This window comes from Streptomyces liliifuscus (genome assembly GCF_016598615.1).
Taxonomy (GTDB): Bacteria; Actinomycetota; Actinomycetes; order Streptomycetales; family Streptomycetaceae; genus Streptomyces; species Streptomyces liliifuscus.
In genome coordinates this window covers 2,849,677-2,869,648 of sequence record NZ_CP066831.1, presented here as the reverse complement: position 1 = coordinate 2,869,648, position 19,972 = coordinate 2,849,677, and the positions used below count along the sequence as shown (strand labels likewise).

Sequence of the window (19,972 nt, the reverse complement as noted above, 5' to 3'; positions counted from 1 at the left end):
AGGGGAGCCGATCGAGGGGGAGCACCGTGCCACAGCCCGACCCGTCCGAAGCGCCGTCCACACCGCCGTGGCGGCTCCTGCTCGGGTACGTACGCCCGTATCGCTGGACGCTGCTGCTCGGGGCCGTGCTGTCGCTGCTGACGGGCGCCGCCGGGCTCGCGCTGCCGCTGGTCGCCCGAACGCTCATCGACGACCTGGGGCACGACCGGTCGATCACCGGCGCGCTGCTGGCCATGTCGGGTCTGGTGGTCGCCAACGCCGCGCTCGGGGCGCTGGGTGGGTATGTGCTGCGGTACACCGCCGAGTCCGTCGTGCTCGGCGCGCGGCGGGGCCTGGTCTCGCATCTGCTGCGGCTGCGCATATCCGCGGTCGACCGCAGCGAGCCCGGCGATCTGATGGCCCGGATCACCTCGGACACCACGCTGCTCAGGGAGGTCACCACCGATTCACTGGTCGGACTCGGCACGGGCGGGCTCACACTGGTGGCCACGCTCGCGATGATGGGGTTCGTCGACCCGGTGCTGACGGGCGTCACCCTCGGCGTGGTCCTGGCCGCGGGCACGGTGATCGGTGTGATCGTGCCGCGGATCAACCGCGCCAGCAGGCGCGCGCAGGACGCCGTCGGAGCGATGGGGGCCTCGCTGGAGCGGACCCTCGGCGCGCTCAGGACCATCAAGGCGTCCGGCGCCGAGCACCGCGAGGAGCAGGCCGTGCACGCGGCGGCCGAGGAGTCGTGGCGTCAGAGCGTCCGGGCCGCCAAGTGGTCCGCGCTGGCGGGGAACACGGCCGGGCTCTCGATGCAGGTCGCCTTCATCACCGTGCTCGCCGTGGGCGGCGCACGGGTGGCGACCGGGGCCGTCGACATCGGCACCCTCGTCGCGTTCCTGCTGTACGTCTTCTACTTGATGGCGCCGATCCAGCAGGTCGTCGGAGCCGTCGCCCAGTACCAGACAGGATCGGCCGCCCTGGCCCGGATCGAGGAGGCCAGGCTGCTGCCCGCCGAACCGGCCGCCGAGCCTTCGCCGCTGCCCCGGCCCGGCGCCGAACCCGCCGCGATCGCCTTCCAGGACGTCCGCTTCCGCTACGACGACGACCTGCCGTACGTGCACCACGGCGTGACCTTCGCCGTCCCGCCGCGCGGCATGACCGCCTTCGTCGGACCGTCAGGCGCCGGGAAGACCACGGTGTTCTCGCTCATCGAGCGGTTCTACGACCCGGAGGAGGGGAGCATCGAGCTGGACGGCCGCGACCTCACCGACTGGGAGGTCTCCGCGCTCCGGTCCGCCATCGGCTATGTCGAACAGGACGCGCCCGTCCTCTCCGGCAGCCTCCGCGACAACCTCCTGCTCGGCAATCCCGACGCCGACGACGGCGAGGTGCTGCGCGCGCTGAAGACCACCCGCCTCGACTCCCTCGTCGACCGGCTGCCGAAGGGGCTCGACACCCTCGTCGGCCACCGCGGCACCAAGCTCTCCGGCGGTGAGCGCCAGCGCGTCGCCATCGCCCGCGCCCTGCTCAGGCGGCCCCGGCTGCTGCTGCTCGACGAGGCCACCAGCCAGCTCGACGCGGTCAACGAAGCCGCGCTGCGCGACACCGTCGCCGATGTCGCCCGCACCACCACGGTCCTGGTCGTAGCCCACCGGCTGTCCACCGTGACCATGGCCGACCGGATCGTCGTCATGGACGCGGGGCGGGTACGGGCGGTGGGCACCCATCGCGAACTCGTGGCCGGTGACCCGCTGTACGCCGAACTCGCCGCCACGCAGTTCCTCGCGGCCACGGACGACGGCCTGAAGACGCCTGAGTCCGTCGACAGTTGAGCCCGACGATTGAGCCTGATGTCTGAGCCGGTCGACTGAGCCGACGGCAGGCTGAGCCGGCGACAGCCGAGCCCCGCCCGCGGAGAGCCTGTTACGAGGACAGGGGCTCCGACTGCCGCAGCGCCGCCGCCAGTTGCTCGATGCGCGGTGCGTACCCGGCGTGGCTGTACCGCTCCTCGACGGCCCACGGGAACGTCCGGTCCGCCCGTACGGCGGGCAGCCGGGCCCAGGTCGGCTTCCTCTTCTTCAGCACGGCCGGCTGGAGATTGCCGCCGCGGTTGTCGACGAGGATCAGGTCGGGCTCGTACATGTCGGCGTTCTCCCAGCTGAGTGGCGGCCGTCGGATCCGCGCCGAGTGACTTCGCTAGGGCGGACGAGTTGGCGGCGCTTCCGCCCTCACGGTCACGGGAGGGCATGGGCGACTCCTTCGGTGGGAGACCGGGAGCGCGTTGGGCCGGCGGAGACCGGGGACGCGTTGGGCGGGAGACCGGAGATCAGGAAAGTAAGGCTGGCCTGACTTCCTGCGCGTCGGCAGTCCCTCACGCCTCGTCCGCACCCGCCCCGGCGAGACAGGACTGAACGTCCGGAAAGGGGGCTTTCCCGCCAACCGGCCGGTCCCCATAGGGGGTTCTCGGCCATGGATCGAGGGTTTTCCCCGTATCCCCGGGATAAAGGCTCCGCCTATTGTTCGACCACAGCCGAACCACAGGTAACCCCTGACTGGAGGCTCGCGCACGGCCGGCACTCGCGCCTTCTCGATTGCACCCCCCGCCGCTTCGACGACGAAGCGAATCGAACCGCTGCTCCGCTCCGCACGGCACCGCATGCATCGCATCGCACCGCCGCTTCGCGCTGCCCGGAGCCGGCCATGAAAGGCACTCACTTGCGTACTCCTCGACCCGCGAGACGGAAGCTGATATCCGTCGCCGCGATCTCCGCGACGCTGCTGGCCGGGACCGCCACGTCCCTCGCGCTGGCCGGTCCCGCCACCGCCGAGGTCCCCGCCGAGCGGACCGCGGCCGCTGCCGTGTCCGCTCCCGCCGAGCGGCTGATCGTCGGCTACAAGTCGGGCGCCACCGAGGCCAGGTCGAACAAGGCCGCCTCCGCCGACGCCGAGGCCAAGGGCAAGGAGGCCGGCGAGAACCTCGACTTCCAGCGCCGCCTCGGCACCGGTGCCGCGCTGGTCGACCTGGGCGAGCAGCTGAGCAAGGCCGATGTCGCCGACGTCGTCGCCGAGTACCGGGCCGACCCGCAGGTCGCCTACGTCGTGCCGGACCGTCTCAACAAGCCGCAGGCCGACCCGAACGACACCGAGTACAGCAAGCAGTGGGACCTCTTCGAGACCACCGCGGGCATGCGCGTGCCCGGCGCCTGGGACACCGCGACCGGCAGCGGAGTGACCGTCGCCGTCATCGACACCGGTTACGTCACCCACTCCGACCTCGCCGCCAACATCGTCGCGGGCTACGACTTCATCTCCGACACCGCGGTCTCGGTGGACGGCAACGGCCGTGACAGCAACCCGGCCGACCCGGGCGACTGGTACTCCGCCGGCGAGTGCGAGCAGACCACGGGCAGTTCGTCCTCCTGGCACGGCACGCACGTCGCGGGCACCATCGCCGCCGTCACCAACAACAGCAAGGGCGTCGCGGGCATCGCGTACAACGCGAAGATCTCCCCGCTGCGCGTCCTCGGCAAGTGCGGCGGCTACGACTCCGACATCATCGACGCCATCACCTGGGCGTCCGGCGGTACGGTCTCCGGCGTCCCGGCCAACGCCAACGTCGCCAAGGTCATCAACATGAGCCTGGGCGGTGGCGGTGCCTGCACCACGGCCACCCAGACCGCGATCAACAACGCCGTCGGCCGGGGCACCACGGTCGTCGTCGCGGCGGGCAACAGCAACGCCAACGCGGCCAACTACTCGCCGGCCAGCTGCGGCAACGTGATCTCGGTCGCCGCGCTCAACCGCACGGGCTCCAAGGCCAGTTACTCCAACTTCGGCTCGGTCGTCGACATCGCGGCACCCGGGGGCCAGACCAGCACCGGCACCGCCAACGGCATCCTGTCCACGCTGAACTCCGGTACGCAGGGCCCCGGTTCGGAGTCCTACGCCTACTACCAGGGCACCAGCATGGCCGCCCCGCACATCGCGGGTCTCGCCGCGCTCGCCAAGTCGGCCAACTCCGCGCTGACCCCGGCCCAGATCGAGTCCGCGATCAAGACCAACTCGCGTGCTCTGCCCGGTACTTGCTCGGGCGGCTGTGGCGCGGGTCTCGCGGACGCGGCCAAGACGGTGCAGGCGGTGAGCGGGTCGGGAGGCTCCACGGGGGGCACCACCTTCACCAGCACCACGGCCGTCTCCATCCCGGACGCGGGCTCGGCAGTCGAGTCCTCGATCGCCGTCAGCGGCCGCACCGGCAACGCGCCCTCGGCCCTCCAGGTCGGCGTCGACATCACCCACACCTACCGCGGTGACCTGGTGATCGACCTGGTCGCCCCGGACGGCACGGCGTACCGGCTGAAGTCCTCGGGCTCGGACTCGGCCGACAACGTCAACACGACCTACACCGTGGACGCCTCCAGCGAGACCGCCAACGGCACCTGGAAGCTGCGCGTGCAGGACGTGGCCTCGGCTGACACCGGCACGATCAACAGCTGGAAGCTGACCTTCTGACCTTCCGGCCCTCCGACCGTCGAAAGACGAACCACCCCCCACAGGGTGGGGCCGAAAGGCCCCCGCAGGGGCGGCCGACGCGAGCGGGCGTCGGCCGCCCCGCCTTTCGTTCCACGGACGTATACCTTTGTCGCTGCCTTTCATCCCGCCGCTGGATGGTGGAACCCGCGCGTCCGGGACAGGATGCCCGCATGAAGGGTGATCTGTTTTCCAGCGAGTACATGGTGCAGCCGGCCACTGCGGCGGGCATGAGCGTCGAGAACGCCAAGTCGATCAAGTACGCCGTCAACGGCGAGATGCTCGCCCGGCAGGGCGCGATGATCGCCTACCGGGGCAATCTGCAGTTCGAGCGCAAGGGCCAGGGCGTCGGCGGCATGCTCAAACGGGCCGTGACCGGCGAGGGCCTGCCGCTCATGGCGGTGCGCGGACAGGGGGAGGCCTGGTTCGCGCACGAGGCGCAGAACTGCTTCATCGTCGACATCGACCCCGGTGACGTCTTCACCGTCAACGGCCGCAACGTACTGTGCTTCGACGCCTCGCTGAAGTACGAGATCAAGACGGTGAAGGGCGCGGGCATCACCGGCGGCGGACTGTTCAACAGCGTCTTCACCGGCCAGGGCAGGCTCGGTCTCGTCTGCGAGGGCAACCCGCTGGTCATCCCGGTCTCGCCGCAGTGGCCGGTGTACGTCGACACGGACGCGATCGTCGGCTGGACGGCCAACCTCCAGACCACACTGCACCGTTCGCAGTCCATCGGCTCGATGATCCGTGGCGGCTCGGGCGAGGCCGTGCAGTTGATGCTCCAGGGCGAGGGATACGTCGTCGTACGGCCGAGCGAGGCGACACCGCAGAAGGTCCAACAGCACTGATGCGGGCCCTTGTCGGGCCTGTTCGCGGCTGTCGGACCTTCCGGGGTGGGGGATCCGGTGTGCGTTTGTCTCCTTCGCGGCCCGGGGGTCATGAGCCCGTCGGGCCGCGGCCCTGTCTACGTGGTGGCCCGTCGGCGGCGCCACAGCACCGCGGCGGTGCCGGTGGCGACCAGTGCCGCGGTGCCGGCCGCGGCGGGCAGGAGCACATCGGTGCCGGTCGAGGCGAGCGACCCGTCGCCGGCGGTGTCGAGCGAGCCGCCACCGGTCGTGGTCTGCGCGCCACCGCCTCCCGTGCCGCCCGCGCTGTTCCCGTCGGCGGTCGGACCGTCGACGGGAACGACGGTGCCGGAGCCGGTCGGGTCGGGGTCCGGGCCGGAGTCGCCGGGCGACGGCTCGGACGTTCCGTCCGAAGGGCTGGGCGAGGCCGGGTCCGAGGGCGACGGTGACACCGGGTCGGACGGTGACGGCGACCCGGAGGGCGACGGCGGCACCGGCGCGCGGAACACGGTGAGCGAGGCGTCGGACGGGCTCGCGACGAACACCGAATCGCCGCCTGGCGTCACCGCGACGGACGAGCTGCCCAACTGGCCGTTGACACCCGGAAGTTCGGCACCCATGTCGAGGTCCTTGAGCGTCGCCGTGTCGTACACCGCGAGCCGGCCCACGCCGTCCCCCTCCTCCGGCGGATTGCCCCAGTCCTGCCACACCGCGAAGGCCCGGTCGGAGCGCGGGTCCACGGCGACATCGGCGATGGTGTCGCCGGGTTTCGCGTCGAAGGAGGCGGCCAGTTCGCCGGTGGCGATGTCGTACGCCTCCAGGACCGTGCCGCGCCCCGCCCACAGCACTCCGCGCTCGGTGTCCCACTCCAGGAAGGACACCGCGGCCCCCGCGGCGAGCTGGATCTCCTTGCCGTCCGGCGTGAAGTCGGCCGAACCGACCCTGCGCAGCAGGCTGTTGGTGTTGTCGGCGACCCAGATCTGCCCGGCGGCGGTGTCCACGGCGAGCGGACCGCCGGCGGCCGGCAGGGTCAGGGACCGCTCCACGGTCACCGACGTCTCGCCGACGGCGACCTCCTCCAGTTTCGTCCCGCGCACGACCACGACCGTGCCTGGTTTCGCACCGGCCTTGGCCTGCGTGATCGTCGTGGTGGTGAGCCAGCCACCGTGCCCCGCTGTGTCGCCGTCCTTGACCGCGGCGATCCCGCGCAGCCCGACGAGATAGTGCACGCCGTCACCCGGCAGCGGCCCGGCGAGCCGTTTGCCCGGCAGCTGGGCGGGCGCGCCCGTGCTGCCAGGCGAGGTCTTCACCCAGTTCAGTACGTTCCCGGAGGCCGGGTCGACGACATATACGCCGGCCAGGCTGCCGCCCGTCGTACCGGCGACGGTGTCGGACCCGACGTACAGCTTTCCCGACTCGGGGTGCACCAGCAGGTCGAGCGGTTTGCCGACGGTCGTGAGGCGGGCCGTCCGCTCGTAACCGTCGGTCCCCGGCGGGTCGTCGGCGCCGACGGCGGGCGTGCTGACGACGACGGCGGTGAGGACCACCGCCGTGATCCCCACGAGGGCGCCCGCCGCCCGGGGGCGGAGCACATCGCTCCGCCCCCGGGTTCTGAGAGGCGCGGTCACGAGAAGGTGACCGGGATGTAGACGTCGTACGAGCGGGTGCCGCTCGCCGTGTGGTCGGCGCGCGTCACGACGGCGCAGTCCACGTCCGTGCCGCAGACCTGGCCGGAGGCGATGTTCGGGTTCACGTGCACGCTGACGTCGAAGGAACCGCCGGAGCCGTAGGTGGAGCTGTTCGCGACCGTGCCGCCGCCGAAGTTCGACACCCAGTGCGAGGCGCCCGTCGTGCCGGACTGGTCGGCGCCGCCCAGGCAGGGGGTCGGCCGGGAGGTGTACGTCGACGGGTCCCCGGGCACGACGCCGTCGGGTATCACACACAGGCCGACGTAGACGCCCTGGAGGGTGTTGTAGCCACTGCCGGAGACGGTGATGTTCTGTCCGGCGGCCGACAGGGCGTCGGGGGCCGTCAGGGACAGGTTGTACGTCGTTCCGCTCACCGTCACGGACCGCGTGGCGGTGGCGGCCGAGGCGGAGGTGGCGAGCCCGATCGTCAGCGCGGCGGCGGTGGCACCGACGGCGGCGATTCGGGTGGCACGGGCGAACACGGCGGATCTCATGGGGAGTTGGCCTTTCGGAGGCGAAAACCACTTAGGTAAGGCAAACCTAAGTTGCAGGTCAATGGATCGTCAACCCGCACCCCAGGGAGCCCGGCCGAACCGGCCGGCTCAGGCCACGTGCAGGGGCAGCGACTTCAGGCCGTTGATGAAGTTGGAGACGAGCCGCCTGGGAGGCCCCGCGACGCGCGGCGGCACGGGCAGGGCCCGCAGCGCCTCCTCGTACAGCACCCGCAGCTGCAGCCGGGCGAAGTGCGCGCCCAGGCAGACATGCGGTCCGTCGCCGAAGGACACATGCGGATTCGGCGTACGCGCCAGGTCGAGCCGGTGCGGCTCGTTGAACACCCGCTCGTCGTGGTTGGCAGAGGCGTGGAAGACCACCACCTTGTCCCCGGCACGGATCCGCGTCCCGGCCAGCTCGGTGTCGTGCACGGCCGTGCGACGGAAGGTGAGCACCGGCGGGTGCCACCGCAGGAGTTCGTCCACGGCCGCCCTCAAGTCGACGTCTGGGGCGCGCAGTTGGGCGTACGCCTCCGGATGCCCGGCCAGTGCCAGCATTCCGCCGGGAGCCGCGCCGCGAACCGTGTCGTTGCCCGCGACCGTCAGCAGGAAGAAGAACATCTCCAGTTCCGCGGTGGCGAGTTCACCGTCGGCGGCGAGCGCGGTCATCACGTCGTCGCCGGGATGCCGCCGCTTGTGACCGGCCAGATCACGGGCGTACGCGAACATGTCCCGCAGTGCCGCAGGGGAGCGGGGGTTGACCGGTCCGCCCACGGCGTCGAGCACCGGTGGGCCCGCCTCGTCCGGGTCCTGATAGCCGATGACCCGCTGGGTCCAGTGCAGCAGCAGCCCGCGGTCGCTCTCCGGCACACCGAGCAGGTCCGCGAGGTTGAGCAGCGCGTAGTCGTCGGTGACATCGGTGACGAGATCGCACGTGCCGTCGTTCCTGCGGGCGGTCGCCACCGCCTGCTCGAACAGCGAGCGGGCCCGGGCGCGGGCGACCGAAGTGAAGTGGTCGACGCGGCGAGGGGTGAACGCCCGGCTGACGAGACGCCTCAACCTCCCGTGCCCCGGCGGATCCTGATTGAGCATCATCCGACGGATGAACGGCAGGTCGTCCGGATCCGGATCCCTGATCTGGGTGGCGCCGAGATACGAGGAGTACGTCTCCGAGTCCTTCAGGACCCGCACCACATCGGCGTGCCGGGTGACCGCCCAGAAGCCGGGCCCGGCCGGCCAGCCGAGAACCTCGTGCTCCTGCTGCCAGGCCACGGGATGGTGATCGCGCAGGACGCGATAGGCGGCGTGGGGGACACCGGCGGCGTACTGCCGGGGGTCGAAGACGTCGGGGACGGCGTCCGGGCCGGGTTCCCCGGCGGGTGATGTCGGCGTCGCTCGTGAGGTCACGCCACCACGGTGACCCGGCCGTGGCGGGGCGGCAAGGGCGTGCGCGAGGGCTCCCCCGACCGGCGGCGCGAATGTGCTTTCGCATTCTCCCGAAGGCCGCGGGAACGGCGCATAAGTGTGTGGTGATCACGTCAACTGGAGGGCATCATGCGCGCATGCCGACGCGCCGAGCCCGAATCCGTACGGGAAAACCGACCGTCGCCGCGATCGCCCTGGTGATGACTCTGGCGGCCTGCGGTGGCGACTCCGACGACTCCGACTCCAGTAACGCCGGGGGCAACGGGCTGGAGAGGTCGAGCATCACCGTCGCCGCGCTCCCGCTGGCCGACGACGCACCCCTCTACATCGCACAGGACCGGGGCCTGTTCAAGCAGGAGGGCCTGGACGTGCGCATCCAGCCCGTCCAGCAGAGCATCCAGGCACTGCCCGCCCTGTCGAAGGGGCAGGTCGACGTCATCGCGAGCGCGAACTACGTCACCTTCCTCCAGGCCCACGAGAAGGGCACCCTCGACCTCCGCATCCTCGCCGAGGGAGCACGCGTCGCGCCGCACATGATGGACGTCCTCGTGCCCCAGGACTCGGACATCAGGAGCGTCGCCGACCTCAAGGGCAAGAAGGTCGCCGTCAACATCCTCAACAACATCCAGTCACTGACCCTGAACGCGATCCTCGACCAACAGGGCGCCGGCCGCCCCGAGTACCGGCAGATCGCCTTTCCCCAGATGGGACCCGCCCTGGAGAAGGGGCAGGTCGACGCCGTCCACGCGGCCGAGCCCTTCAACAGCGCCATCCAGAACGACCTCAACGCCCGCGTTCTCTTGGACGGTGGCTCCGCGCCCGTGGAGTCCATACCGATCAGCGGCTACGTCACGACCCGCGACTACGCCTCAAAGAACCCGAAGACCGCGGCGGCCTTCAAGCGGGCCATCGCCGCTGCCGCGGAGATCGCCACCCAGGACCAGAGCGCTGTACGCGAGGAGTTGCCCAAGTACGCCAAGGTGACCGCGGACCAGGCCGAGTCGATCCGGCTGCCGGACTACCCGGCGACCACGGACGTGTCCCAGCTGCGCCGGCTCACCGAACTCATGGAGGACCAGGGCCTGTTGACGAAGGCGATCGATCCGGGAACGTTGCTCGTCAAGTGAGCCGAGCGAGCCGAGCGAGTTGAGTGGGTCACGTGAGGAGACGTCGTCAGGAACTGCTGCTCGGTGCGCTTGGCGTGCTGCTCGCCTTCGGCGTGTGCGAGGCGGTCGGCCGGGCCGGTCTTGTGAGCCGCAGCTATCTGCCGCCCGCCTCCGAAGTCCTGGCGCGGGCCGTGGAGTTGGCGGGTGATCCGGTCTTCCTGGACGGGGTCGGAGCCACGGTCCGGGCCTGGGCCATCGGTCTCGGCCTCGCGTGCGCGATCGCCGTCCCGCTGGGGCTGCTGCTCGGCAGTGTGCCCGTGGTCGACGAAGCCGTGCGCGCGATCGTGGAGTTCCTGCGGCCCCTGCCGTCCGTCGCGCTGATCCCTCTGGTGTCCCTGCTGCTGGGCTCCGGTACGGAGACGAAGGTCGCCCTCATCACGTACGCCTCGGTCTGGCCCATCCTCTTCAACACCGTCTATGGCCTCGGCGAGACCGATTCCCTGGCCAAGGACACCCTGCGTGCCTTCGGCTTCGGGCGTCTCTCGGTGCTGCTGCGTGTCGAACTGCCCGCCACCGCGCCCTTCATCGCGGCCGGCGTCCGCATCTCCGCCGCCATCGCCCTCATTCTCGCCGTCGCCACGGAGATCCTCGCGGGCTTCGGGGAGGGCCTCGGCATCTTCATCGCCCAGTCCGGCCTGTCGACGGACGGCACGCGGGACGTACTGGCGGGGGTGGTGTGGGCCGGGGCCCTGGGGCTGGTCATCAACAGTGCGCTGGTGTGGGGGGAACGGAGGCTGTTCCCTTGGACACCGGAGCATCGGGGGACGCGGTGAGGTGGATGCGGGGTTTCCTTTTCGCCCCCGCCGCCCCTACCCATTCCCGTCACTTCCTCAGGGGCTCCGCCCCCGAACCCCCAAAAGACTGCGCAGTTCCCCGCGCCCCCAAAAGGGGCGCGGGGAACTGCGCGACAAGCCCCCACCGGCCCGCACCCGACAAACCCACCCCACGGGGCCTGGGGCGGAGCCCCAGAAAGGGACGGGAACGGGTAGGGGCGGCGGGGGCGAAATCAGGGACGGTGAGGTAGGTCTATGAGGGGCGGTAAGGCGGCGCGCAGCGCACTGCTCCGTTGGGGCGTGCTCGCCGCGGCCATCGGCGCCTGGCAGATCGCCACCCGCACACACACGAGCGTCTATTTCCCGCCACCCTCGGAAATCGCCCGCCACACCCACAACCTGTGGTTCTCGGGCCCGCCCACCCACGCCTTCCTCACTCCGGACGCCACCGAGAACATCCTCCCCAGCCTCGCCCGCATGACCACGGGCTTCGCCCTCGCCGCGGCCGCGGGAATCGCCCTGGGCACAGCCCTGGGCCGCTCCCGCCGCGCCTACGCCCTCTGCAACCCGGTCCTGCAGTTCGCCCGAGCCGTCCCACCCCCGGCCCTGGTACCGGTCTTCGTCGTGATCTTCGACTTCGGCACCCAGATGCAACTCGCGTCGATCGTCTTCAGCGCCGTCTGGCCCGTACTGATCAACACGGCGGAGGGCGCCCGCAACACCGACCCACTGCGCATCGACGTGGCCGCCGTGCTGCGCCTGACCACGGCAGAACGACTCTGGCTCCTGTTCCTGCCCTCGGCCCTCCCGCGCATCTTCGCGGGCCTGCGCCTGAGCCTCTCGCTCTCCCTCATCCTGATGGTCTTCTCGGAGCTGCTGCCCGGCACGGCCAACGGCATCGGCTTCACACTCACCGACGCCCAGTCGCGCTCCGACCTGCTCACCGTCTGGGCCGCACTGGTGCTGCTCGGCGCACTCGGATACGTACTCAACACCGGCCTGTTGGCGGTCGAGAAGCGACTGCTGGGCAAAGGGAGGCCTGCATGAAGCCGAAGCCGAAGCCCGACACGGGACCGACCCGCGCGGCGGAGACCGTCACCGTCCTGGAAGCCGTCATCCGGTTCTGCCGCGACACCGGCATGACCACCGTCTTCGGCAACCCGGGCTCCACGGAACTACGCATGTTCCGCGACTGGCCCGACGACTTCACCTATGTGTTGGGACTACAGGAATCCGTGGCCGTGGGCATGGCCGCAGGACACGCACTGGGCACGGGCCGCGCCGCCCTCGTCAGCCTCCACTCGGCGGGCGGAGTGGGCCACGCCCTGGGCGCCGTCTTCAACGCGTACCGCGACCGCGTGCCCCTCGTCGTTCTGGCCGGCCAGCAGTCGCGCACCCTGACCCAGCTGAGGCCGTTCCTGGGAGCCGACGACCCCGTACAGTTCCCGCGCCCGTACGTGAAGTCGAGCCGTCAGCCGGACCGCGCGGCCGATGTACCCGCCGTGCTCGCCGAGGCCCACCGCCTCGCCATGTCGCATCCGCGCGGGCCCGTCTTCGTGTCCGTCCCCGAGGACGACTGGGACCAACCGGCCGCGCACGTCGAACCGCGCACGCTGCACGGCGCGTTCACCGCCGACACGGGCGCCCTGTCCGCCCTGGCGACGCGCCTGGACACCTGCGAGCGACCCGCGCTGGTCGTCGGCCCCGGAGTCGACGACGAGCAGGCGACCGCCGAGGTCCGCGCCCTCGCCGAACGCACCCGCGCCGCCGTCTGGATCAGCCCGATGTCCGGGCGCTCCGGCTTCCCCGAGTCGCACCCGCTCTTCCAGGGATTCCTGCCGCCCGCGGCCGACCGGCTGGCGGCCTGCCTGGAGGCGTACGACGTGGTGGTGGCCCTGGGAGCGCCCCTGTTCACGTACCACTTCCACACGGAGAGCCCGCCGTTGCCCGCGCGTACCGAGCTCTTCCACCTCGACTGCGACCCGGGGCAGGCGGCCTGGCTGCCGACGGGCACGAGCATCGTCACGACGCTGAAACCGGCCGTCGGTCAACTCGCCGCGCTGGTGCGGGAGTCGGACCGCAAACCGCCGCCCTCCCGACCGACCCCTCTCCCAGCCCGCGCCTCCGGCGACGGCGACGGTGGCGACAGGAACGGCGACGGTGGCCCGATCACGCCGGAGCTCGTACTCGACCTGCTCCAGGAGCGACTGCCCCGCGACCGCGTCCTTGTCGAGGAAACACCCAGCCATCGCGAAGCGCTCCACGCGCGCGTGCGGATCGAATCGGCGGGCGGGTTCCTCACCACCGGCAGCGGCGCGCTCGGCTGGGGACTGCCGCTCGCCGTGGGGCGTGCGCTGGCCGACCGGCGGCGGGTGGTGTGCCTGGTCGGCGACGGCTCGGCGCTGTACTCGGTGCAGGCCCTGTGGACCGCCGCACGCCATCGGGCGCCCGTCACGTACGTCCTCCTCGACAACGGTGGATACGCCGCCGTACGCGCCCTCGGCCGCCGCATCGACATCGCATCCGTGCCCGGCACGGACATCGGGGACATCGACTTCGCCCGGGTCGCGACGGGCTTCGGCTGCCCGGCGGCGTACGTGGAGGAGTCCGCCGCCCTCCCCGCCGCACTCGACCGTGCGCTCGCCGGCCACGGTGACGACGACGGACCCTTCCTGCTCCATGTCCGGGTCGACGACGGCGCGTTCGACTCCGACTCCAGGGACAGGTGACCGCCCCGCATGCTCCGCCTCGACTCGCTCGGCCAGTGGTACGGCGACCATCCCGTCCTGCACGACATCACGCTCACCGTGCCCGACGGTCAACTCCTCTGTGTCGTCGGGCCGTCCGGGTGCGGCAAGTCGACACTGCTCCGCACCATCGCGGGGCTGCAGCCCGTGCGCGAGGGCTCCGTCAGCGTCGATGGGGAGCCCGTCACCGGTGTGCCCGACCGGCTCGCCGTCGTCTTCCAGGACTACGGGCGGTCGCTCTTCCCCTGGCTCTCCGTCCGGGAGAACGTCGCCCTTCCTCTTCGTCGGCGGGGTCTCGGACGGGCCGAGCGACGGGACGAGGCCGAGCGGATGCTGGAGCGGGTGGGGCTTCCCGGCGCCGGGCGGCGCCATCCCTGGCAGCTCTCCGGCGGAATGCAGCAACGCGTCGCGATCGCCCGCGCTCTGGTCTGCCGCCCCTCCCTCCTCCTCATGGACGAGCCCTTCGGCTCGCTCGACGCCCAGACGCGTGAGGACCTTGAGGACCTGCTCCTTGAGGTGCATCAGACGGAGGGGCCGACGATCGTGTTCGTCACGCACGACATCGACGAGAGCGTGTACGTGGGGGACCGCGTGGTCGTCCTCTCGTCCGGCCCCGCCTCCCGGATCGTCCTCGACCTCCCCGTCACCCTCCCCGGCAAGCGCGACCAGATCGCGACGCGGGGGCTACCGGAGTTCGTGGGGTTGCGGGCGGAGGTGGGGAGGGCGGTACGGGGGTGAGGGGGTGGCTTTCCGGGTGCGGGTTCGTTGTGGCTGATCGCGCAGTTCCCCGCGCCCCTTAAGGGGCGCGGGGAACTGCGCAGTCTTTTGGGGGTTCGGGGGCGGAGCCCCTGAGTAAGGGACGGTGGGGGTCCCCCCGCTCGAGCGAAGCCGAGAGTGGGGGAGGGTAGGGGCGGCGGGGGCGAGAAAAGGCCCCGTCACCCCAGCCGGACGTCCTGCCAGACCATCCGGTGGTCCGACGTAGGGACCACCGTCCCGTTGCCGACCAGCCGGTAGAGCGGATCGTCGGAAGTAGGCCAGAAGACCCCGTTGCCGACAGGAATCAGCCCACGGGACGGAATGACATGGTCGACACGGAGATTGCCGGGCGCGGTGTCACCGAAGTCCGCCGTGTCGTACGCCGGGTTACCGACATGCGAGACATTGGCACCCCCCTGAAGCCGCGACGCCTCCACACCACCACGGGACGCGGGCGGCACGGCCGGCTCCCGCACAGCCGAGTGGTCAAGGAGCTGACGCACCGCGTTGTCGTAGCTGTCCCCGTCGAACGGATCGGCGTTCAGGTCACCCGCGATCACGAACCGGGCCCCGCCCCGCAGCCCACCCCGTACACCCCGGTCGTCGTACAGATACGCCCCGCGCCGCCGCCCCCCGATGTAGTCCGCCCACAGCCGGATCTCGTCGTGGTTGCGCCGCCCGTTGCGGTCCTCGGCCCCGTCGAAGGTGGGCGGGGTGGGATGCGAGACGAGGAAGTGCACGGTGGAGGAGGAGCCGTGGCCGAGCCGGATCGGCAGATCCCAGTGGCTCTTGGAGGACAGCCGCAGGATCGCCGTGGCCTCGGCGCTGTAGTAGCGCGCCGGCATGACGTTGCCCGGCATGTCCTTCCAGAGGAAGTGCTGGAAGGTACGGGCCGCCCGGACGTCGATCGGGTACTTGGAGAGGACGGCCATGCCGTACTGGCCGGGGAACCAGCCGTACCCGAAGGCGTCCTGCCCGTACGCGTCGGAACCCGGCGTGGTGACGGCGCCGTTCCTGCCGTCGAGGTCCACCCCGGAGGCGACACCGGTGTTGACGGGCGCGGTGAAGCGGTACGGGAAACGCACCGGCTTCGCGCCGTTCTGGCCCACGGCCAGGTAGTTGCGGAGGAACAGCCGGACCGCGGTGCCGTCCGCGTCGTAGTCGAACTCGTTGATCAGCAGAACGTCGGGGTCGACCCGCTGGATCGTCTCGGCCACATTGCGGGCCTGCTGGTTGTCCGGTGTGGACAGGTCCGTGACGAGGGCGCCCTGAGTGCCGCGGTTCAGCGAGGCGTTGAAGGTGGCGAAGCGGACAGCACGCCGGGACGAGCCCGCGGACGCGGAGGCCGAAGCGGAAGCGCCGAACGCCGTCGTGCCGGCCAGCGCGGCTCCGGTGAGACCGGCGAGTGCGGCACGGCGGGAGAACGACGGGCTGTGCGGTCTGGGGTGGTTCATCGGTACTCCGGGGGAGGGAGGAGAGACGAGGAGGGCACGTGAACTCCCGTAGTCTGCGCGCGTAGACGCAGGTGGCACAAGAGTCTGCCGGGGACTCGCGGACGACGGTGAAGCGGGGCTTTCGGACGGCCGACGCCCTGGTGTACGTACGTCGTACGGGTTCACCGCACACGCTCTTGAGCCCGCCCGCAGGGCGCGGAACAGCACACCTTTCCCCGAACCGCCTCCCGACACTCATCCGTTCACGCGATGGTGCGATCATGTGCTGCCGTACGGATGCCTGCGGGAGGCCGCGGGTAGGGCCGGGCCATGACGCAGCCGTTCGAACTCCCGCACTTCTACATGCCGTATCCCGCGCGGTTGAACCCGCATCTCGACGAGGCGCGCGCCCATTCGAGCGAGTGGGCGCGCGGTATGGGCATGCTGGAGGGCTCCGGTATCTGGGAGCAGGCCGACCTCGACGCGCACGACTACGGCCTGTTGTGCGCGTACACGCATCCGGAGTGCGACGGACCGGCCCTCTCGCTCATCACCGACTGGTACGTGTGGGTCTTCTTCTTCGACGACCACTTCCTGGAGACCTTCAAGCGCAGCCAGGACCGCTCCGGCGGCAAGGAATACCTGGACCGGCTCCCGCTCTTCATGCCGCTCGACCTGTCGACCCCCGTGCCCGAGCCGCGCAATCCCGTCGAGGCCGGACTCGCCGACCTCTGGGCCCGCACGGTCCCCTCGATGTCCCTGGGCTGGCGCAAGAGGTTCGCCGAGTCCACCGAGCATCTGCTCAACGAGTCGATGTGGGAGCTGTCCAACATCAACGAGGGGCGGATCGCCAACCCCGTCGAGTACATCGAGATGCGCCGCAAGGTCGGCGGCGCCCCCTGGTCGGCGGGGCTCGTGGAGTTCGCGACGGCCGAGATCCCCGAACCCGTCGCCGGCACACGGCCGTTGCGCGTGCTCATGGAGACCTTCTCCGACGCCGTGCACCTGCGCAACGACCTCTTCTCCTACCAGCGGGAGGTCGAGGACGAGGGCGAGCTGAGCAATGGCGTGCTCGTCCTGGAGACCTTCTTCGGCTGCACCACCCAGCAGGCCGCCGACACGGTCAACGGCATCCTCACCTCGCGGCTGCACCAGTTCGAGCACACCGCGCTCACCGAAGTGCCCGCGCTGGCCCTGGACAAGGGCCTCACACCGGACGAGGTCCGGGCGATCGGCGCGTACGCGCAGGGGCTGCAGGACTGGCAGTCGGGCGGCCACGAGTGGCATCTGCGGTCGAGCCGCTACATGAACGAGGGGGCTCTGGCGACCTCACCGCTGAGCGGCCTCACAGGTCGCGGTACCTCCGCCGCCGACGTCGGGGCGCTGCTCGCCGCCGCCGGTGCCGAGCGGCTGCGCGCGTACACCCATGTGCCGTACCAGAAGGTGGGACCCTCCCAACTCCCCGATTTCTACATGCCGTTCCAGGTCCGTCTCAACGCCGATCTGGACGGGGCCCGGCAGCGCATCGCGCCGTGGGCCCACAGCATGGGCATCCTGGAGGAGGGCGTCTGGGACGAGGACAAGCTCGCCGCCTACGACCTGCCGCTGTGCTCGGCGGGCCTCGATCCCGACGGTACGCCGGAGGCCCTGGACCTCAGCGCGCAGTGGCTCGTGTGGGGGACGTACGGCGACGACTACTACCCGATGGTGTTCGGGCACCGGCGTGACGTGGCCGCGGCGAAGCTGTGCACCGAGCGGCTCTCCGCCTGTATGCCCCTCGCGGGCGAGGAGATCCCGCCCCCGGCCAACGCGATGGAGCGGGCCCTCGCCGACCTGTGGCAGCGCACGACGGTCACGATGACCCCGGAGGCGCGCCGCACCTTCCGGGCCTCGGTGGACGTGATGACCGAGAGCTGGGTGTGGGAGCTGTCCAACCAGCTCCAGCACCGCATCCCCGACCCGGTCGACTTCCTGGAGATGCGTCGCGCCACCTTCGGCTCCGACCTCACCAAGAGTCTGTGCCGCCTGGGCCACGGCCCGGCGGTGCCTCCCGAGGTCTACCGCAGCGGTCCGGTCCGTTCGCTGGAGAACGCCGCGATCGACTACGGGATGCTCATCAACGACGTCTTCTCGTACCAGAAGGAGATCGAATACGAGGGAGAGGTGCACAACCTGATCCTCGTCGTGCAGAACTTCTTCGGCTGTGACTACCCGACGGCACTCGGCGTCGTCCACGACCTCATGACCCAGCGCATGAAGCAGTTCCAGCATGTCGCGGCCAACGAGTTCCCTCTCCTCTACGAGGACTTCCAGCTCTCCGACGAGGCCCGCGAGATCCTGGAGGGCTATGTCGTCGAGTTGCAGAACTGGATGGCCGGCATCCTGAAGTGGCACTACGACTGCCGTCGTTACGGGGCCGCCGACCTGGCCCGCCGCGCCCACGGTTTCGTACCGGGACAGCTCCCGGGCCTGCCGGTCGCAACGAGCCGGCAGCGGGCGTCGATCGGAGCCCTCTGACGGGGCCGCTGCCTCACGTCACCCGTTCGAGGATCGTGGCGTGCCGGTGCGGAGGGTAGGGCTCTGGCCGGAGGCGATGATCCATGGAACAGACCGCGTTGCGTCCCAAGCCGATGCCGGGCCGGGAGCCGGGCGGCGGCCGCCCGCCCGGCACGGTCCGCCGCCCGCACGCCGCCCGCCGGCGCGGGCGACGGCTCATGACCCTGCTGTTCAGCCTGTTCGTCGGGGCGGTCCTCGTGCTGTCGGGGATCGGCCTCGGCACCGTGGGCGCCACGGTGATCGGCATGAGCAAGCTGGCCGACCTGCGGAGGGAGGCGGGCGAGGCGGGCGGCGCCCCGGGGGCGTCCGGCCCGGCGCAAGGGTCGGCGGAGGGCCCGGCGGAGGGATCGGAGCAGGGGCCGGGCGGCTCCAAGTCGGCCCCGGACGCGGGGAGTTCCGCCTCGCCGGAGAATCCGTCCCGGGACCCGCGGAACGACTCGTCCGACGAGCGGCCCACCCTTGGCGTGGAGGCCGTCGACGCCCCCAACGGCCCGGGCGCGCTCCTCGTCGGCGTGCACGTCCCCGGCCCCGGGTACACCGCGGGTCTCGTACGGGGCGATGTCCTGCTCGTCCTCGGCAGGACCCGTGTCGACTCGGCCGCCGATCTCGCGCGCGCCGTCGCCGCCGCGCACCCCGGCACCGCGGTCACGCTCACGCTGCGGCACGCGAGCGGCGGCTACCGGCAGCTGTCGGTGACCCCCGGCGTCGTGACCTGACGGGACCCGGTGTCACAGGTCCGTGCCGGACCCGGCGTCACACGGTCACGCCCGACCCGGTGCCACATGGCCACCCTGAAACGGCGTCACACGGCCACCCTGAAGTGGCTCGTCAACCGGCCCTCGTCGTCCAGCACATGAAAGGCGAATCCGGGAGGCGCCTCCCGGTCCGCCGCCCCCTCGCCCTCCCACGGCAGCCGCAGCGTCCAGGTCACTCCGGGCCCGACAAGGAGCGGCCGCCCGCCGAACACCGTGGCCGCGGGCGTGTGGGCGTGCCCGGTGATGATCCCGGCGACCTCGCTCCTGCGCTCCAGCAGCGCGGCCAGCGCCGACGGCCGGCGCAGCCGGTACGCGTCCGGCAGCGGATGGTGCAGCGCCACCGGCGGGTGATGGAAGGCGAGCAGCGCCGGCAGTGTGCCGTCGAGTTCGTCGAGCGTCTCCTCGATCCAGGCGTACGTCTCCTCGTCCAGCTCCCCCTCGTCGCTGCCCGGCATGCTGGAGTCGCACATCAGCACGGCCGCGTCGTCGAAGACCCGCACGCTGTTGACCGGCCCCTCACCCGCCGGCTCGCCGAGCAGCGCCTTGCGGTAGGGCGCGCGGCTGTCGTGGTTGCCCGGACACGTCAGTACGGGGAAGGGGGCGCCGCGGTCGCGCAGCCCCAGGAGGCGCGCGGCCTCCTCGTACTCGGCCTCCGTCCCGTGGTCCGCGATGTCCCCGGTGACCAGCAGGGCGTCCACCGGGCCCGGCAGCTCCCACAGCCGGTCCCGCACCCGCTCGGCGCGCTCCGTCGCCCGCTCGGTCCCGTCGAGATGCAGGTCGCTGATGTGCGCGAGCACGAGCATCGTGGTTTCCGCCTCC

Annotated in this window: 16 protein-coding genes; 10 read left to right on the top strand and 6 right to left on the bottom strand. The window is 71.1% G+C overall.

The features are described from left to right. Nucleotides 1-26 precede the first annotated feature (26 nt). On the top strand, nucleotides 27-1,820 hold the full coding sequence (locus tag JEQ17_RS12135) for an ABC transporter ATP-binding protein (protein WP_200395273.1): 1,794 nt from the start codon (nucleotides 27-29) through the stop codon (nucleotides 1,818-1,820). 91 nt (nucleotides 1,821-1,911) lie between these two features. On the opposite strand, the gene JEQ17_RS12130 is transcribed toward JEQ17_RS12135, so the two are convergent. Continuing rightward, a complete protein-coding gene (locus tag JEQ17_RS12130; RefSeq protein ID WP_200395272.1) occupies nucleotides 1,912-2,130 on the bottom strand; it encodes a hypothetical protein in 219 nt (72 codons plus the stop codon). 558 nt (nucleotides 2,131-2,688) lie between these two features. Here JEQ17_RS12130 and JEQ17_RS12125 point away from each other — a divergent pair. Both JEQ17_RS12125 and JEQ17_RS12120 read left to right on the top strand, forming a co-directional pair. Further along, nucleotides 2,689-4,497 (top strand): S8 family peptidase, encoded by a 1,809-nt coding sequence (locus JEQ17_RS12125; protein WP_200395271.1) that lies wholly within the window; start codon nucleotides 2,689-2,691, stop codon nucleotides 4,495-4,497. A 191-nt stretch (nucleotides 4,498-4,688) separates the two neighbouring features. Beyond that, entirely contained in the window at nucleotides 4,689-5,366 is a 678-nt protein-coding gene (locus JEQ17_RS12120) for an AIM24 family protein (protein WP_055617280.1), read from the top strand. A 116-nt stretch (nucleotides 5,367-5,482) separates the two neighbouring features. Here JEQ17_RS12120 and JEQ17_RS12115 read toward each other — a convergent pair whose 3' ends face one another. From JEQ17_RS12115 to JEQ17_RS12105, 3 genes are all read right to left on the bottom strand, one after another. After that, complete coding sequence (locus JEQ17_RS12115; RefSeq protein WP_200395270.1) at nucleotides 5,483-6,955, bottom strand: hypothetical protein; 1,473 nt, start codon at nucleotides 6,953-6,955, stop codon at nucleotides 5,483-5,485. Between the two features lie 32 nt (nucleotides 6,956-6,987). Continuing rightward, nucleotides 6,988-7,545: a hypothetical protein gene (locus JEQ17_RS12110; RefSeq protein ID WP_200395269.1), complete on the bottom strand. Its 558-nt coding sequence runs from the start codon at nucleotides 7,543-7,545 to the stop codon at nucleotides 6,988-6,990. A 108-nt stretch (nucleotides 7,546-7,653) separates the two neighbouring features. Next, entirely contained in the window at nucleotides 7,654-8,949 is a 1,296-nt protein-coding gene (locus JEQ17_RS12105) for a cytochrome P450 (protein WP_200395268.1), read from the bottom strand. A gap of 155 nt (nucleotides 8,950-9,104) precedes the next feature. Between JEQ17_RS12105 and JEQ17_RS12100 the strand changes: the two genes are divergently transcribed. From JEQ17_RS12100 to JEQ17_RS12080, 5 genes are all read left to right on the top strand, one after another. Further along, a complete protein-coding gene (locus tag JEQ17_RS12100) occupies nucleotides 9,105-10,094 on the top strand; it encodes an ABC transporter substrate-binding protein (protein WP_200395267.1) in 990 nt (329 codons plus the stop codon). 32 nt (nucleotides 10,095-10,126) lie between these two features. Beyond that, on the top strand, nucleotides 10,127-10,906 hold the full coding sequence (locus tag JEQ17_RS12095) for an ABC transporter permease (protein ID WP_200395266.1): 780 nt from the start codon (nucleotides 10,127-10,129) through the stop codon (nucleotides 10,904-10,906). A 255-nt stretch (nucleotides 10,907-11,161) separates the two neighbouring features. Next, nucleotides 11,162-11,953 carry an ABC transporter permease gene (locus JEQ17_RS12090; protein ID WP_200395265.1) on the top strand — a complete coding sequence of 264 codons (792 nt, stop codon included), beginning with the start codon at nucleotides 11,162-11,164 and terminating at the stop codon, nucleotides 11,951-11,953. Continuing rightward, on the top strand, nucleotides 11,950-13,635 hold the full coding sequence (gene mdlC, locus JEQ17_RS12085) for a benzoylformate decarboxylase (RefSeq protein WP_200395264.1): 1,686 nt from the start codon (nucleotides 11,950-11,952) through the stop codon (nucleotides 13,633-13,635). Before JEQ17_RS12090 ends, mdlC begins: the two co-directional genes overlap by 4 nt. A gap of 9 nt (nucleotides 13,636-13,644) precedes the next feature. After that, a complete protein-coding gene (locus JEQ17_RS12080) occupies nucleotides 13,645-14,391 on the top strand; it encodes an ABC transporter ATP-binding protein (RefSeq protein WP_200395263.1) in 747 nt (248 codons plus the stop codon). Nucleotides 14,392-14,588: 197 nt separating this feature from the next. Here the strand turns inward: JEQ17_RS12080 and JEQ17_RS12075 are convergent, their stop codons facing one another. Then, entirely contained in the window at nucleotides 14,589-15,863 is a 1,275-nt protein-coding gene (locus JEQ17_RS12075; protein ID WP_200395262.1) for an endonuclease/exonuclease/phosphatase family protein, read from the bottom strand. Nucleotides 15,864-16,172: 309 nt separating this feature from the next. Between JEQ17_RS12075 and cyc2 the strand changes: the two genes are divergently transcribed. Further along, a complete protein-coding gene (cyc2, locus tag JEQ17_RS12070) occupies nucleotides 16,173-18,359 on the top strand; it encodes a germacradienol/geosmin synthase Cyc2 (protein WP_200395261.1) in 2,187 nt (728 codons plus the stop codon). 83 nt (nucleotides 18,360-18,442) lie between these two features. Further along, a complete protein-coding gene (locus JEQ17_RS12065) occupies nucleotides 18,443-19,114 on the top strand; it encodes a S1C family serine protease (RefSeq protein ID WP_200395260.1) in 672 nt (223 codons plus the stop codon). 86 nt (nucleotides 19,115-19,200) lie between these two features. On the opposite strand, the gene JEQ17_RS12060 is transcribed toward JEQ17_RS12065, so the two are convergent. Continuing rightward, nucleotides 19,201-19,956, bottom strand: a complete 756-nt coding sequence (locus JEQ17_RS12060; protein WP_200395259.1) for a phosphodiesterase — start codon at nucleotides 19,954-19,956, stop codon at nucleotides 19,201-19,203. Nucleotides 19,957-19,972 lie beyond the last annotated feature (16 nt).